The 14,363-nt window shown below is 72.8% G+C and carries 15 protein-coding genes; 3 read left to right on the top strand and 12 right to left on the bottom strand.

From position 1 onward, the window contains the following. Nucleotides 1–11 precede the first annotated feature (11 nt). Genes BMW78_RS14440 through BMW78_RS14425 form a run of 4 tightly spaced genes read right to left on the bottom strand, consistent with a single transcriptional unit; the run spans nt 12 to nt 4,148 of the window. Complete coding sequence (locus BMW78_RS14440; RefSeq protein ID WP_091761194.1) at nt 12–1,004, bottom strand: Gfo/Idh/MocA family protein; 993 nt, start codon at nt 1,002–1,004, stop codon at nt 12–14. Continuing rightward, on the bottom strand, nt 1,004–2,152 hold the full coding sequence (locus tag BMW78_RS14435; RefSeq protein WP_245735875.1) for a DegT/DnrJ/EryC1/StrS family aminotransferase: 1,149 nt from the start codon (nt 2,150–2,152) through the stop codon (nt 1,004–1,006). The genes BMW78_RS14440 and BMW78_RS14435 overlap by 1 nt, the downstream gene beginning before the upstream one ends. After that, the gene (locus BMW78_RS14430) at nt 2,149–2,757 is read right to left on the bottom strand and encodes an acyltransferase (protein WP_091761193.1); all 609 of its coding nucleotides are present in this window, start codon (nt 2,755–2,757) and stop codon (nt 2,149–2,151) included. Before BMW78_RS14430 ends, BMW78_RS14435 begins: the two co-directional genes overlap by 4 nt. Further along, on the bottom strand, nt 2,754–4,148 hold the full coding sequence (locus tag BMW78_RS14425; RefSeq protein ID WP_091761191.1) for a nucleotide sugar dehydrogenase: 1,395 nt from the start codon (nt 4,146–4,148) through the stop codon (nt 2,754–2,756). Before BMW78_RS14425 ends, BMW78_RS14430 begins: the two co-directional genes overlap by 4 nt. 143 nt (nt 4,149–4,291) lie before the next feature. Between BMW78_RS14425 and BMW78_RS14420 the strand changes: the two genes are divergently transcribed. Both BMW78_RS14420 and BMW78_RS14415 read left to right on the top strand, forming a co-directional pair. Beyond that, on the top strand, nt 4,292–5,629 hold the full coding sequence (locus tag BMW78_RS14420; protein ID WP_091761467.1) for a UDP-glucose dehydrogenase family protein: 1,338 nt from the start codon (nt 4,292–4,294) through the stop codon (nt 5,627–5,629). A gap of 154 nt (nt 5,630–5,783) precedes the next feature. After that, nucleotides 5,784–6,239, top strand: coding sequence for a CoA-binding protein (locus BMW78_RS14415; protein ID WP_091761189.1), 456 nt, complete (start codon nt 5,784–5,786; stop codon nt 6,237–6,239). A gap of 70 nt (nt 6,240–6,309) precedes the next feature. On the opposite strand, the gene BMW78_RS14410 is transcribed toward BMW78_RS14415, so the two are convergent. The 3 genes from BMW78_RS14410 to BMW78_RS14400 all read right to left on the bottom strand — a co-directional run bounded on the left by BMW78_RS14410 (nt 6,310) and on the right by BMW78_RS14400 (nt 9,137). Beyond that, nucleotides 6,310–7,293, bottom strand: a complete 984-nt coding sequence (locus BMW78_RS14410) for a cell wall-binding repeat-containing protein (protein WP_091761188.1) — start codon at nt 7,291–7,293, stop codon at nt 6,310–6,312. Nucleotides 7,294–7,395: 102 nt separating this feature from the next. Continuing rightward, on the bottom strand, nt 7,396–7,929 hold the full coding sequence (gene purE / locus BMW78_RS14405) for a 5-(carboxyamino)imidazole ribonucleotide mutase (protein ID WP_177180404.1): 534 nt from the start codon (nt 7,927–7,929) through the stop codon (nt 7,396–7,398). Beyond that, nucleotides 7,926–9,137, bottom strand: a complete 1,212-nt coding sequence (locus tag BMW78_RS14400) for a 5-(carboxyamino)imidazole ribonucleotide synthase (protein WP_091761463.1) — start codon at nt 9,135–9,137, stop codon at nt 7,926–7,928. Before BMW78_RS14400 ends, purE begins: the two co-directional genes overlap by 4 nt. A gap of 133 nt (nt 9,138–9,270) precedes the next feature. Here BMW78_RS14400 and BMW78_RS14395 point away from each other — a divergent pair, with 133 nt between their 5' ends. Beyond that, entirely contained in the window at nt 9,271–9,756 is a 486-nt protein-coding gene (locus BMW78_RS14395) for a GtrA family protein (protein ID WP_245735874.1), read from the top strand. Between the two features lie 13 nt (nt 9,757–9,769). On the opposite strand, the gene BMW78_RS14390 is transcribed toward BMW78_RS14395, so the two are convergent. The 5 genes from BMW78_RS14390 to BMW78_RS14370 form a co-directional block, all read right to left on the bottom strand. Beyond that, complete coding sequence (locus BMW78_RS14390) at nt 9,770–10,810, bottom strand: sensor histidine kinase (RefSeq protein WP_091761186.1); 1,041 nt, start codon at nt 10,808–10,810, stop codon at nt 9,770–9,772. Nucleotides 10,811–10,819: 9 nt separating this feature from the next. Then, the gene (locus BMW78_RS14385; RefSeq protein ID WP_091761461.1) at nt 10,820–11,497 is read right to left on the bottom strand and encodes a response regulator transcription factor; all 678 of its coding nucleotides are present in this window, start codon (nt 11,495–11,497) and stop codon (nt 10,820–10,822) included. A 29-nt stretch (nt 11,498–11,526) separates the two neighbouring features. After that, nucleotides 11,527–12,354 carry an enoyl-CoA hydratase/isomerase family protein gene (locus tag BMW78_RS14380; RefSeq protein WP_245735873.1) on the bottom strand — a complete coding sequence of 276 codons (828 nt, stop codon included), beginning with the start codon at nt 12,352–12,354 and terminating at the stop codon, nt 11,527–11,529. Continuing rightward, nucleotides 12,351–13,445, bottom strand: a complete 1,095-nt coding sequence (locus BMW78_RS14375; RefSeq protein WP_245735872.1) for an adenylate/guanylate cyclase domain-containing protein — start codon at nt 13,443–13,445, stop codon at nt 12,351–12,353. Before BMW78_RS14375 ends, BMW78_RS14380 begins: the two co-directional genes overlap by 4 nt. Nucleotides 13,446–13,576: 131 nt before the next feature. After that, entirely contained in the window at nt 13,577–14,356 is a 780-nt protein-coding gene (locus tag BMW78_RS14370; RefSeq protein WP_091761184.1) for a biotin--[acetyl-CoA-carboxylase] ligase, read from the bottom strand. Nucleotides 14,357–14,363: the final 7 nt, after the last annotated feature.

Raw genomic sequence — 14,363 nt, 5'->3', positions numbered from 1 at the left:
CGCGGGGCTCTTCAGGTCAGGTCGACGGTCTTCTTCGTCTGGGCGGACTCGATGCAGGCCTCGGCGACGCGCACCGTGGTCAGGCCCTGTTCCATGGTGACGATGTCGGCGCCCTCCTTGCCGAGCACCGCGTCACGGAACATCTCGTGCTCGACCCGCAGCGGCTCCGGCTTGGGGATCGCGTACCGCACCACGTCACCCTCGGACACGCCCCGGAACTTCGCGATCGCGTCCCACGTGGTCGCGATCTCCCCGTTGGCGTAGAACGTCAGGTCCGCGGTCAGGGTGTCGGCGATGAACGTGCCCCGCTCACCGGTGATCACGGTGACCCGCTCCTTCAAAGGCGACAGCCAGTTCACCAGGTGGTTGGCCACCGTGCCCTTGCTCAGCGACGCCACCACCGCCACCAGGTCCTCGTGCTCACGCCCGGACTTGTATGCCGTGCGCGCCGACACCGAGGTGTAGGTCTGCTGGGTCACCCACGCGGTCAGGTCGATGTCATGGGTGCCCAGGTCCTTGACCACCCCCACGTCGGCGATCCGGGCCGGGAACGGCCCCTGCCGGCGAGTGGTCACCTGGTACACGTCACCCAGCTCACCGGCCTCCAACCGGGCCCGGGCCTGCTGCAGCGCCGGGTTGTACCGCTCGATGTGCCCCACCGCCCCGACCAGCCCGGCGTCCGCGAACGCCTGGGCCAGCTTCGTCGCGCCCGGGGTGTCCTGCGCCAACGGCTTCTCCACCAGGGCGTGCACCCCCGCCGCGGCCAGCGCCAACCCGACCTGCTCGTGGTAGACCGTCGGCACCGCCACCATGCAGTAGTCGATCCCGGCCTCGATCAGCTCCTCCACCGACCCCAGCACCGGACGCCCACCGGACACCCCGTGCGGGTCACCACCGGGGTCGGCGACCGCGACCAGGTCCACCCCGTCCAGGGACCCCAGCACCCGCGCGTGGTGCCGGCCCATCATGCCCAGCCCGATCAGCCCGGCCCGCAGGTTCGCCATCACGCACCCGCCTTCGCCAGCGCGTTCACCGCGGTCACGATCCGCTCCAGGTGCGCACTGCTCAGTGACGGGTGCACCGGCAGCGACAGGCACTCCGCCGCCGCCTTCGCCGTCTGCGGCAGGTCCGCGTGCGGGGCGTCCGCGAACGGCGCCAGCTGGTGGTTCGGCACCGGGTAGAACATCCCCGACCCCACCGCATACTCGCTCTTCAATGCCGCCGCGAACCCGTCCCGGTCCTCCGGCACCCGCACCGTGTACTGGTGGTACACGTGCACCGCACCCGGCGCCACCGGCGGGGTCACCACGCCGGACAGGTTCTCGGTCAGGAACGCCGCGTTCGCCTGGCGCTGCTTGGTCCAGCCGTCGACCTTCTTCAGCTGCTCCCGGCCGATCGCGGCGTGGATGTCGGTCATCCGGTTGTTAAACCCGACGACCTCGTTGTGGTACTGCTTCTCCATCCCCTGGTTGCGGTACAGCCGCATCATCCGCTCGACCTGCTCGTTCGCGACCGAGACCATGCCGCCCTCACCCGAGGTCATGTTCTTCGTCGGGTACAGGCTGAACATCGCGAACGACCCGAACGCGCCCACCGGGGTCCCGTTCAGCGACGCGCCATGGGCCTGCGCGGCGTCCTCGAACACCTGCAGCCCGTGCTTCTGCGCGACCGCCATCAGGCCGTCCATCTGCGCCGGGTGCCCGTACAGGTGCACCGGCATGATGCCCACCGTCCGCTCCGTGATCGCGGCCTCGACCGCGGCCGGGTCCAGGCCGAAGTCATCCGCGGCGATGTCCGCGAACACCGGCGTCGCCCCCGTCAGCGCGACCGAGTTCGCCGTCGCCGCGAACGTGAACGACGGCACGATCACCTCGTCGCCCGCCTTGACCCCGCACGAGAGCAGGCCCAGGTGCTGACCCGAGGTGCCCGAGTTCACCGCCACACACGCCCGGCCCAGCCCGAAGTGCTCGGCGAACTCGACCTCGAACGCCGCCACCTCCGGACCCTGCGCCAACATGCCCGAGCGCATCACCCGGTCGACGGCGGCCCGCTCCTCATCACCGATGATCGGCTTGGCCGGCGGGATGAACTCCAACCCCTCGGTCCCAGCGGTCGTCCCGGTGTTCGTCCCGGTGTTCGTCCCAGCAGTCACTGTGCAGCCTCCACGAGGGTGTCGGTGTCCTTCTCCATGTACTTCTCGCCGGTCTTCGGGCAGACCCAGCTGCCCTCGCCGCCGTCGGGGTCGCGCTCCAGCGGCACGCCCGCCTTGCCCACCCAGCGCAGCCGCTTGGCCGGCACCCCGGCCACCAGCGCGAAGTCGGGGACGTCACGGTTGACGACCGAGCCGGCCGCCACGAGGGCCCACCGGCCCACGGTCACGGGTGCGATGCAGACCGAGCGGGCACCGATCGAGGCGCCCTGCCGGACCGTCACGCCGACGGCCTCCCAGTCGTCGCCGCGCTTGAGGGTGCCGTCGGGGGTCACCGCGCGCGGGTAGTGGTCGTTGGTGAAGACGACGGCCGGCCCGACGAACACGCCGTCCTCGAGGACGGCCGGCTCGTAGACCAGCGCGTAGTTCTGTAGCTTGCAGTTGTCGCCCAGCCGCACACCCGGGCCCACGTAGGCGCCGCGGCCGATGATGCAGTTCTCCCCCAGCACGGCCCCCTCGCGCACCTGCGCCAGGTGCCAGACGGAGGAGCCGTCACCGACCTGCGCCTCGGGCGAGACGTCCGCCGAGTCGACGATGCGGGCGGTCACGCGCCGGCCCCCTGCGCCGCACCGGCGACGTCGAGGTCGGCCACGCCCTGCTCGGAGATCCCGTGCTCGGCCTGGCCGACGACGAGGAAGCGGACCCCGCCGAACTTCTCCTTGTCCAGCAGGCGGCGGCCGTCGACGACGACCTGCACCCCGGGGAAGTCGTCCTTGGACAGGCCCGCGTACTCGGCGTGGTCGGCCTGCACCACCACCACGTCGGCGGGCTGGCCCAGCTCGTAGGCGTCCCAGCCGAAGCCCTTCAGCTCCTGCGCGGTGTACATCGGGTCGTGCACCAGCACGACCGCCCCGGCCTCACCCAGCGCCTGCACGGTGGCGAACACCCCCGAGAACGCGGTCTCCTTCACCCCACCGCGGTACGACGCCCCCAGCACCACGACCCGCTTGCCGGACAGGTCACCACCAGCCGCGCCGACCGCCAGGCCCACCGTGTACGCCGGCATCGCCGCGTTCGCCTCCCGCGCCGCCCGCACCACCGTCGCGTCCGGGTCGTTCCACAGGTACAGCCGCGGGTACACCGGGATGCAGTGCCCCCCGACCGCGATCCCCGGCCGGTGGATGTGGGAGTACGGCTGGGAGTTGGACGCCTCGATCACCTGGTACACGTCGATGCCGTGCCTGGCCGCGAACGCCCCGAACTGGTTCGCCAACCCGATGTTCACGTCCCGGTACGTCGTCTCGGCCAGCTTGGCCATCTCCGCCGCCTCCGCCGACCCCAGGTCCCACACCCCGTTGCCGCGCTGCAGGTCCAGCCGCTCGTCGAACTGCAGCACCGCCTCGTAGAACTCCACCGCCTTGGCCGCGCCCGCCTCCGAGAGGCCACCGACCAGCTTGGGGTACTTGCGCAGGTCCTCGAACACCCGACCGGTCAGCACCCGCTCCGGGGAGAACACCAGGTGGAAGTCAGATCCCTCGACCAGGCCCGAGCCCGCCTCCAGCATCGGCTTCCACCGCGTACGGGTCGTGCCCACCGGCAGCGTGGTCTCGTAGACCACCAGCGTGCCCGGCTTCAACCCACGGGCGATGTCCTGCGTCGCCGAGTCCATCCACCCGAAGTCCGGACGCGCCTGGTCATCGACGAACAACGGCACCACCACGACCACCGCGTCCGAGTCCGCCACCGCCGCAGCGGTGTCCGTCGTCGCCGACAGCCGACCACCCTCACCAGCGCCCTCAGCAGAGCCGTCGCCAGCGCCGGCGACCTCCTTCAGGTACTCCCCCAGGTGCGCCTCCCCCGGGAACGGCTCCACCCCCGCGTTCACCTGCTCCACCACCGACGCGTTCACATCGGCGCCGAACACCTCGTGCCCGGACCGTGCGAACTGCACGGCCAACGGCAGGCCGATCTTGCCCAGGCCCACAACAGTGATCTTCACAGGGGTTCCTTCTCGCTCGGGGTTACCGCCGTCGATAGTAGAGCCTGCCGCTCGGAGGCCCCATTCCGCCGCCGGGGCGGCTCCCCGGGTGCCCGCCGGGGCAGCTCCCCGAGTGGACAGCCGTTACTGTCGGCCTCGTGAGTCTGACGATCTCTGTCATCGGCACCGGCTACCTCGGCGCCGTCCACGCCGCGTGCATGGCTGACCTGGGGCACACCGTGGTCGGGGTCGACACCGACCCGGCCAAGGTCGAGGCGCTCAACAACGGCACCGCGCCGTTGTTCGAGCCCGGCCTGGACGAGCTGCTCGCCAAGGTTTTGCAGACCGGTCGGCTGCGGTTCACCACCGACTTCGCGGCGGTCGCGGATGCGCAGGTGCACTTCGTGTGCGTGGGCACCCCGCAGATGGTCGGCGAGAACGCCGCCGACACCACCTACGTGTATGCCGCCATCGACGCCCTGGCCCCGCACGTCCAGGACGGTGCGCTGGTGGTCGGCAAGTCCACCGTCCCGGTCGGCACCGCCAAGAAGCTCCTGACCAAGCTCACCGCCCGGGTCCCGGCCGGGGTCACGCCCCGGTTGGCGTGGAACCCCGAGTTCCTGCGCGAGGGGTTCGCCATCGAGGACACCGTCGCCCCGGACCGGTTCGTCTACGGCGTGCACGGCGACCCCGACAGCGACGCCGCCCGCGCCGACGTGGCCCTGCTCGACCAGGTGTACGAGGCGCCGTTGGCCACCGGCACCCCGCGGCTGGTGATGGACTACGCCACCGCCGAGCTGGTCAAGGTCGCCGCGAACGCGTTCCTGGCCACCAAGATCTCCTTCATCAACGCCATGTCCGAGGTCTGCGAGGCCGCCGGCGGCGACGTCGTCGCCCTGGCCGCCGCGATCGGGCACGACGACCGGATCGGGGCCAAGTTCCTCGGCGCCGGCGTCGGCTTCGGCGGCGGCTGCCTGCCCAAGGACATCCGCGCCTTCATGGCCCGCGCCGGCGAGCTCGGCGCCGACCAGGCGCTGACCTTCCTGCGCGAGGTCGACCAGATCAACCTGCGCCGCCGGGCCCGGATGGTCGACCTCGCCCGCGCCGAGTGCGGCGGCACCCTGATCGGCAAACGCGTCGCCGTCCTCGGTGCCGCGTTCAAACCCAACAGCGACGACGTGCGCGACTCCCCCGCCCTGGACATCGCCCAGGCCGCCCGCGCCGCCGGCGGACGGGTCACCGTCCACGACCCCAAGGCCATCCCCAACGCGATGCGAACCCGCCCCGACCTCGACTACGCCGACACCGTCGAGGAGGCCGTCACCGACGCCGACGTCGTGCTCCACCTCACCGAGTGGGCCCAGTACCGCGCCCTCGACCCCGCCACCCTGAAGACCCTCGTCGCGCAACCGACCATCATCGACGGCCGCAACGCCCTCGACCGCGACGCCTGGCGCGCCGCCGGCTGGACCTACCGCGCCCTCGGCCGGCCCCACGCCTGAGGAGACCTCACCCGGCTCCGGCCGTTAGCCCTTTCCCGCACGTCGGTTGCGCCTCCGCGCGACGGTGTGAGGATGAACAGATGACGCTTCACCACGAGCCGGGAACTCGAGAGCGACACACCGACCTGGGCGGACGCCCTGCGGAGGTGGCCGCATGACACTGCAGCACCAGAACGACCCGAACCTCGTCCGCCAGCTGATGGAGGACCCGGGGATCTGGGCGGTGGTCGGGCTGTCGACGAACCAGCAGCGGCCCGCGTGGGACGTCGCCCGCTGGCTCAAGCACGAGCTCGGCAAGGGCCTCGTCCCCGTCCACCCCAGGGCCGAGACGGTCCACGGCGCCCAGGGCTACGCGTCGCTGGCCGACATCCCCGACGGCACCGACATCAAGGTGGTCGACTGCTTCGTGAGCTCGGAGCACGTCGGGGCGGTCGTCGACGACGCGATCGAGCACAAGGACCGGCTGCAGATCGACGCGATCTGGATGCAGCTGGGCGTCATGGACGAGGCGGCCGCCGAGCGAGCCCGGCAAGCCGGGCTCGGGGTGGTCATGGACACCTGCCCGAAGATCGAGGCCCCCAAGGTCCGCCACGACGGCATGCTGCGCTGAGGCGAGCGCTGGCCGTGCAGAAGGGCTGCCTCCGCAGGGCCGGCTTTCGGGCTGCCTCGGTGGGGCGGCCTCAGCAGGGCTTGAGCGCCAGGGCCGCGTCTGACACGACTCCGGTGCCGCCGAGCGCGACGATGCGGGTGGCGCCCAACCGGGTGATCTCGGCCCGGGTCGCCGCCGGGGCACAGCTCTTGGCGGTGAGGAGCAACGGTGCTCCCACGGACCCGGCGGCCGGCGCACCCGCCAGCGCGTCGGGGAAGCTGCTGCCGGCCGCGAGGTAGACCGTCGTGGCGGACGGGAACGTCGCACGCGAGACGGCTGCGGCGGTGGCGTAGCGGTCGGCACCCGCACTGCGGCTGACGTTCGCCGTCGGCACCGCCGCGCGGATCTGCCGCTCGACCGCGCTCGAGACCGCCCCGGTGCCGCCGAGCACGACCACCTGGGCGGGCTTGACGCTCTGGAGCACCGTGGTGACCGACGGCGGCAGCTGGGTCGGCTTGGTGAGCACGAGGGCACCGTTCAGGTGGGCGGCCGCGGCGCCGCCACCGAGCGCGTCGGCGAACCCCGTGCCGCTGGCGACGAAGACCGTCGAGCCAGGCTCGGCGCCGTAGGCCAGCCGCGCTGCGGTCTCGTACCGGTCCCCGCCCGACCAGCGCCAGGCCCGACCGGGGGACGGCACCCGGTCGTCGAGCTGGGCGAGCATGTCATCGCTGACCGCGCCGGTGCCGCCCACCACCTCGATGGAGGAGGGCTTCAGCCGGCTGAGCTCGGTCGCCACCGACGATGGCAGTGAGCCGTCCTTGGGCACGAGCAGCAGGGGCACCCCGAAGTGGGCCGCGAACGGACCGGCGCCGAGCGCGTCGGGGAAGTCCTGCCCGGAGGCGACCACGACCCGGTCGACCGGGCCCGCGAAGTGCTTCTTGGAGATCGCCACGGCGGTCGCGTAGCGGTCGGGGCCCGCGAGGCGGCTGGTGGTTGCGGCCGAAGCAGCCACCGCCTGGACGGCGAGGGCACCCGCGACAAGGGCGGCGGCGATCAGGGAGGCGGGTCTGCGCATGGGCTGGCCTTCGACGGTGACGGGGCGGACTGGTCGCTCGCTTTCACCCTAGCCACACCTGCCCCAGCCGTCCGGCAATCGGGACGATTCGGGCAGGTCGCCTCAGCTGGAGCGGCGCTCCCGCAGGGCCGCGCCCTTGGCGTGCGCCTGGTCGCGCAGCGACGCCTGGAAGTCGGTCATGGCCCGGCGCAGCCGCTCGGCCTCGGGCCCCTCTCCGGCCGCGAGGATGCGCGCCGCGAGCAGGCCTGCGTTGCGGGCGCCCCCGACCGACACCGTCGCCACGGGCACCCCGGCCGGCATCTGCACGATCGACAGGAGCGAGTCCATGCCGTCGAGGTGCTTCAGCGGCACCGGTACGCCGATGACCGGCAGCGGTGTCACCGACGCCAGCATGCCGGGCAGGTGCGCCGCTCCCCCCGCCCCCGCGATGATGACGCGCAGCCCCCGGCCGGCGGCCTGCTGGCCGTAGGCGATCATCTCCTCGGGCATGCGGTGCGCCGAGACGACGTCCGCCTCGAAGGCGATGCCGAACTCCTCCAGCGCGGTGGCGGCCTGCTCCATGACGGGCCAGTCGCTGTCGCTGCCCATGACGACGCCGACGACGGGCCGCGTGGTGGCGGCGGACTGCACGGTCATTCGGTGATCACTCCCGAGAGGTAGTCGGCGGCGTGGCCGGCCCGCTCACGCAGGTCGCCGAGGTCGGAGCCGCTCACGTTGACGTGGCCGATCTTGCGGCCGGGGCGCACGCCCTTGCCGTAGAGGTGGACCTTCAGCCCCGGGTCGCGAGCCATGATGTGCCGGTACGCCGGGTACAGCTCGGGGTAGTCGCCGCCGAGCACGTTGGCCATCACCGTGAACGGCTCGCGCGGGGCCGGCGCCCCCAGCGGCAGGTCGAGCACCGCGCGCAGGTGCTGCTCGAACTGCCCCGTCACGGCGCCGTCCATGCTCCAGTGGCCGCTGTTGTGCGGGCGCATGGCGAGCTCGTTGACGACGTATGCCGGGCCCCCGGTCTCGGGGTCCCTCACCTCGAACATCTCCACGGCGAAGACGCCGGTGACGCCGAGGTTCTCGGCGATGCGCAGTCCCGCCTCGGTCGCCACGGCGGCCAGGTGCGGGTGGAGGTCGGGGGCGGGGGCGAGCACCTCGGCGCAGATTCCGTCGGTCTGCACGGTCTCCACCACCGGCCACGCAGCGGCTTGGTCGGAGGGGCTGCGGGCCACCAGCACCGCCAGCTCGCGCACGAAGTCGACCTTCTCCTCGAGCAGGATGCCGTCGCGGAGCGGTCCGCTGCCCTGCGCGGCGTCGCTCTCGGCCTGTGCGAGCCAGTCGGAGAGCTCGTCGACGGACGCGACCACGCGCACACCCTTGCCGTCGTAGCCGCCTCGCGGCGTCTTGGCCACGAACGGCCAGCCGACCTGCTCGGCGAACGCCTCGACGTCGGCGACCGTGCGTGCCTGGGCCCACGCGGGGCAGGCGACGTCGATCTCGGTGAGCTTGTGCCGCATGGCCAGCTTGTCCTGCGCGTACACGAGCGCGGACGGGCTCGGGTGCAGGGCGACGCCGTCGGCCTCCAGCGCGGCAAGCACGTCCGGCGGGACGTGCTCGTGGTCGAAGGTCACCACGTCGCACTCACGGGCGAAGGCGCGCACCGCCTCGACGTCCCGGTGGTCGCCGACCGGGGACGACGGCACCACCAGCGCCGCGGCGGCGTCCGGCGCCTCGGCCAGCACGCTGAGGGTGATCGCGAGCTCGGCCGCCGGAGCCGCGCACATCCGCGCGAGCTGGCCGCCACCGATGATGCCGACGACGGGGAACCCGCCGGGTGCACGTTGGGGGGAGGTCACGCCCGCGAGGATATCGAGCAGCGGCGCGCTCCGCCGCGGCTGCCCTGCGCGCGGCATACCCGTGGGCAGTCCGAGGCAGCGTCCGAGCGCGGCGCGATCGGTGCCGGACAGCACGGGCCGATAGGCTCCTCTGGTGCTCGGAGCCGTCAACCGCCTGCTCGACCGCCTGCGCGGCGCGGTCGGGCTCCTCTACCGCGAGGCCATCAAGTTCGGCGTCGTGGGGGCCGTCGCCTTCGTCGTCGACGTCGGCCTGATGAACCTGCTGCGCGCGACCGTGCTCGAGGACAAGCCGACCACCGCCAAGGTCATCTCCGCCTCGGTGGCCACCGTCGTCGCGTGGCTGGGCAACCGGAGCTGGACGTTCCGGCACCGGCACAACCGGCCCGTCGCCCACGAGGCGATGCTGTTCTTCGCCACCAACGGCGTCGCCATGCTCATCGGCGTGGGCACGATCGCCTTCTCGCACTACGTGCTCGACCTGAAGACGCTGGCGGCCGACAACGTCGCCAACATCATCGGCATCGCGCTCGGCACGCTGTTCCGGTTCTGGGCCTACCGGACGTTCGTCTTCACCAAGGCCGAGATCTACGAGGACAGCTCACCCCTCGGCACTCCCTGACGGGCCCAGCCGCTCAGGCGGGAGCGCCGATCAGCGCGTTCTCGTCGGACTCCGACAGGAACAGCGCGAAGATCGCCGGCTGCGCCTGGATGAGCTCGAGGCGTCCGCCGTTGGACTCGGCGAGGTCGCGGGCCAGGGCGAGGCCGAGGCCCGTGCCGCCCGAGGACACCGAGCGCTCGAAGATGTGCGGCGCGATGGTCGCCGGCACGCCGTCGCCCTGGTCGCTGACCTCGACGACCACCGAGGGGCCGCTGCGGCGGGCGTGCACGTCGACGGTGCCCCGGCCGTGGGCCAGCGAGTTCTCGAGCAGCGTCGAGAGCACCTGCGAGAGCGCGACGGGAGTGGCGTGCACGACCAGGCCGCGCTCTCCGTGCACCCGCACGCTGCGTCGGGCCTGCTCGAACGCCGGCTGCCACTCGCGCTGGAGGGCGGCGATGACGGAGTCGAGGGACACGGTGGCCCGCTGCTCGTCGCCGCCGCGGCGGGTCCGGGCCATCAGGTCGTCGACGACCCGGGTGAGCCGCTCGACCTGGGCGATGGCGATGTTGGCCTCCTCCTGCACGACGTCGAGGTCGTCGGTGGCGGCGATCTCCTCGAGCCGCATGAGCAGCGCGGTCAGCGGGGTGCGGAGCTGGTGCGACGCGTCAGCGGCGAAGTCACGCTCGGACGCCAGCGACTTGGTGAGCCGCTGCGCGCTGCGCGAGAGCACCTCGGAGACCTGGTCGAGCTCGGCGATGCCGGAGTGCAGCGGCTGGATCCGCGACTCCCCCGCGCCCAGCCGTTCGGCGCGCTCGGCCAGCAGGGTCATCGGGCGGGACAGGCGGCGGGCCTGGCGGCTGGCGACGAGCACGCCCGCCGCGAGCGCCACCACCGACAGCGCCAGCACGACGCCCATGAGCAGCACCGAGGCGGAGGTGCCCCGGTCGGCCCAGTCGCTCAGCGACGACGGGTCGTGCACCGTCACCCACCAGGTGGCCGCGAACACCGGTGCGCCGATGATGAGGATGGCCAGCGCGACGGCCAGGACCGTGGAGCGGATCAGCTGCTGCCGCATGGCGCGGGGTCAGGCCCCGTCGCCGCGCTCGAAGCGGAACCCGACGCCGCGCACCGTGGCGATGTAGCGGGGTTGGGCCGCGTCGTCGCCGAGCTTCCGGCGCAGCACGGAGATGTGCATGTCGAGGGTCTTGGTCGACCCGAACCAGGCGGTCTCCCAGATCTCGCGCATGAGCTGCTCGCGCGAGACGACCTTGCCCTGCTCGCGCACGAGCACCCGCAGCAGGTCGAACTCCTTGGCGGTGAGCTGGAGCTCCTCGTCCTTGAACCAGGCGCGTCGGCCCTCGGGGTCGATGCGCACGAGCTCGTTGGAGGGCGCGGCGTCGGAGGGGTTGCGCCGCAGGAGGGCCCGCACCCGGGCCAGCAGCTCGGCCAGCCGGAACGGCTTGGTGACGTAGTCGTCGGCGCCGGCGTCGAGGCCCACCACCGTGTCGACCTCGTCGGCGCGGGCGGTGAGGATCAGCACGGGCACCGAGCGGCCCTCGGCGCGGATCCGCCGGCACACCTCGAGGCCGTCGACGTAGGGCAGCCCGAGGTCGAGAACGACGAGGTCGGGGTTCTCGGTGGCCGCGTCGAGGGCGGAGCGGCCATCGGCGCGCACGTCCACGTCGTAGCCCTCGCGACGCAGCGCGCGGGCCAGTGGCTCGGAGATGGCGGGGTCGTCCTCAGCCAGCAGCACTCGGGTCATGGGCTGATCGTAGGGAACCGCAGGCAAGTTCAGCGACCCGGCCACACCGGTCGGCGTTTCTCCGCGAATGCAGCCACTCCCTCGGCCCGGTCACCGGAGAACGCGGTGGCCCTCCAGCACTCGTCCTCGACGTCCAGCCCGGAGCCCAGGTCTGTGTCGAAACCCAGCCGCATGGCCCTCTTCGCGTTGCGCACACCGACCGGTGAGTGGGAGGCGATCGTCGAGGCCAGCTCGAGCGCGCGGTCCCGTGCCGTGCCGGCGGCGACGACCTCGTCGACCACCCCGAGCTGGTGGGCCTCCGCCGCCGTGAGCCGCCGTGCCGTGAAGACCATGGAGGCCGCGCGTGACCAGCCGACCCGGCGGGTCAGCAGCTGCGTGCCACCGCCGCCGGGGATCACGCCGACGCTCACCTCGGGCAGGCCGACCGTGGCGCCCTCCCCCGCGACGATGAGGTCGCAGGAGAGCGCAATCTCGAAGCCGCCGCCGAGGGCGAACCCGTCGACCGCCGCGACCACCGGCACCGGCAGGTCCAGGACGCCCCGGTATGCCGCCCGAGCCAGCGGGCGTTGCGCCCGCAGCTCGTCGTCGGTGAAGCGGTTGCGCTCCTTGAGGTCGGCGCCGACGCAGAAGGCCCGGTCGTGGGAGCTGCTGACGACCACCGCCCGCACCGTCTCGTCGTCGGCGACCTCGCCGGTGACCGCGGCGATGGCTCGGGCCATGTCGGTGGAGACGGCGTTCATCGCCTCGGGCCGGTCGAGCACGAGCTCGGCGACGTGGCCGCCCTCGCCGTGCCGCTCGATGCGCACCAGGGGCCGGGCGCCGGTCACGCCGGTGCCGGTCTGCGTCGTGTCGCTCACGGGTGGACCTCTCTGTAGGTGGTGCGGCGCTCCCCGCGGGCGCGCCGGAGCTCGCTGGGCGTGACCTGCCCGATGCCGCGCAGGGTGCGCCGTCGCAGGGCGGTCATCTCGAAGCCCGAGACACTCGCCAGCGACGCGGCGAGAGCGTCGTCGACGAGGACGGTGCGCGGCGGTGCCACGGCGGTGAGCCGGCTGGCCCGGTTGACCGTGGTGCCGAAGACGTCGCCGAGGCGGGAGATGACGCTGCCGTAGGACATGCCGACGCGGACGTCGGGCAGCAGGTCGTCCTCGGTCATGGTCTCGACGAGGTCGAGGGCGATGGCCGCGGCGGCCGCCGGACCCACGGTCACGAAGAGGATCTCGTCGCCCACGGTCTTGATCACGCGCCCGCCGTGCGCGGTGACGATGTCGGTGGCCAGCGCCTCGAACCGCTGCACCATCACGGCCAGCTGCCGCTCGGTCATCCGGCGCACCAGGGCGGTGAAGTTGACCAGGTCGGCGAACCCGACGACCCGGGTGACGCCCTCGCCCGCGTGGTCGGGGTCGGAGTCGGCCAGCATTCGGCTGATGGCGGCGGTGAGGTGTCGGCGCCAGGCGTAGACCAGCAGGGGCTCGAGGTCGTCGGCCATGTCGGCGAGGGTGACCGCGGCAGCGAGCGCGGCGTCGTGGTCGGGCACCGCGCGGGCGTCGGCCTCGTCGAGGGCCACCTCCTGCCCGGGCTCGGCCAGCGCCTCGGCCATCAGCTGGGTCTGCCAGACGGCGAGCCGGTCGGTGGTGCGGGCGAAGGCGCGGGTCATGGCGAGCGCCGTCGTCTCGTCGAGGTGCTGCTCGCGCACCAGCCGGGCGACGGACTTCAGCGCCATCAGGTCGGCCTCGGTGAACGCGGCGTCCTCGTCCTGCACGATCGGGAAGCCGAGGGCGTGCCAGAACTTCCGCGCGCTCAGCAGCGAGACCTGGGCCCCACGGCTGACGTCGCGGCGACCCATCGTCGCGGGCCGTCCGAGCAGCCGGGCCTCGATGTTGTCGGGGTCGGTCAGGGCCGTGGGCCCCTCGTTCGGGCGCACCAGCCGGTGGCGACCGGTCCTGCGCACCGCCGACACCTCCTCGTGCTCGCCACGTGCTTGATCAGCACGTCCTGAATCAACAGAGCCTGACCTGCGGTGCCGATCATGCCGTGTCGGCGCCGCCCGTGCCCGGCGGGGGGCCGTCGCGGCGCGGCGCCTCAGCCGCGAGTCTCCCGGACGTGGACGACGTCGCCGGCGGCCACGGCATACTCGCCGGCGTCTCCGTGCACGACCAGGCGACCCTCGTCGTCCACCCCCACCGCCGGCAACCGGTGGGTGGCGCTGCCGGTGTTGAGGTCGACGACCATGCCGATGGTGCGGCAGGCGGAGCGGTATGCCGCGCGGGCGGCTTCCAGCGCCGCCCCGCCCGCCATGAGGTCACCGTGCAGCACGGCGAGGTGCCGCAGGCAGGCCGCCACGAGGTCCTCGCGCCGGACGTCGGGCGCGCCGCACAGGGCGAGGGAGGTCGCGTTCTCGACCGGCAGCTCCTCACGGGTCTGGGTGACGTTGACGCCGAAGCCGACGACCACGCCGGCCGGGTGCACCTCGCAGAGCACGCCGCAGACCTTGCGCCAGTCGTCCTCCTCCACGAGCACGTCGTTGGGCCACTTGACCGCGGCGTGCACGCCGGCGACGTCGTGGGCCGCCCGGGCGACGGCCAGCCCCGTCAGCAGCGGCACCCAGCCGATGCCGTGGGCGGGAGCCGGCACGAGGACCGAGACGGCGATGGAGGTGCCGGGCGGTGCCTCCCAGGAGCGGCCCAGCCGGCCCCGGCCGGCGCTCTGGTGGTCGGCGACCACCACCCGCCAGGGCTGGGCGAGCTCGGCGGCCGCCGCGTTGGTGGAGCCGAGCTCGGCATGGACGTCGAGCCCCTGCCACGGTGATCCGGGCGTGACCAACGCCTCGTGCAATGCCTCACGGTCGAGCGGTTCGCGCATGAAGGCA

The organism is Pedococcus cremeus, from assembly GCF_900111375.1.
Classification (GTDB): Bacteria; Actinomycetota; Actinomycetes; order Actinomycetales; family Dermatophilaceae; genus Pedococcus_A; species Pedococcus_A cremeus.
This window is presented reverse-complemented; position numbering and strand designations above follow the sequence as displayed.

Bases quoted from the DNA above. Each gene is read 5' to 3' on its own strand.
- BMW78_RS14410 (WP_091761188.1), bottom strand. From the start codon at position 7,293: ATGCGCAGACCCGCCTCCCTGATCGCCGCCGCCCTTGTCGCGGGTGCC.
- BMW78_RS14390 (WP_091761186.1), bottom strand. From the start codon at position 10,810: ATGCGGCAGCAGCTGATCCGCTCCACGGTCCTGGCCGTCGCGCTGGCC.
- BMW78_RS14370 (WP_091761184.1), bottom strand. From the start codon at position 14,356: ATGCGCGAACCGCTCGACCGTGAGGCATTGCACGAGGCGTTGGTCACG.
- BMW78_RS14440 (WP_091761194.1), bottom strand. From the start codon at position 1,004: ATGGCGAACCTGCGGGCCGGGCTGATCGGGCTGGGCATGATGGGCCGG.
- purE (WP_177180404.1), bottom strand. From the start codon at position 7,929: ATGACCGTGCAGTCCGCCGCCACCACGCGGCCCGTCGTCGGCGTCGTC.
- BMW78_RS14415 (WP_091761189.1), top strand. From the start codon at position 5,784: ATGACACTGCAGCACCAGAACGACCCGAACCTCGTCCGCCAGCTGATG.
- BMW78_RS14385 (WP_091761461.1), bottom strand. From the start codon at position 11,497: ATGACCCGAGTGCTGCTGGCTGAGGACGACCCCGCCATCTCCGAGCCA.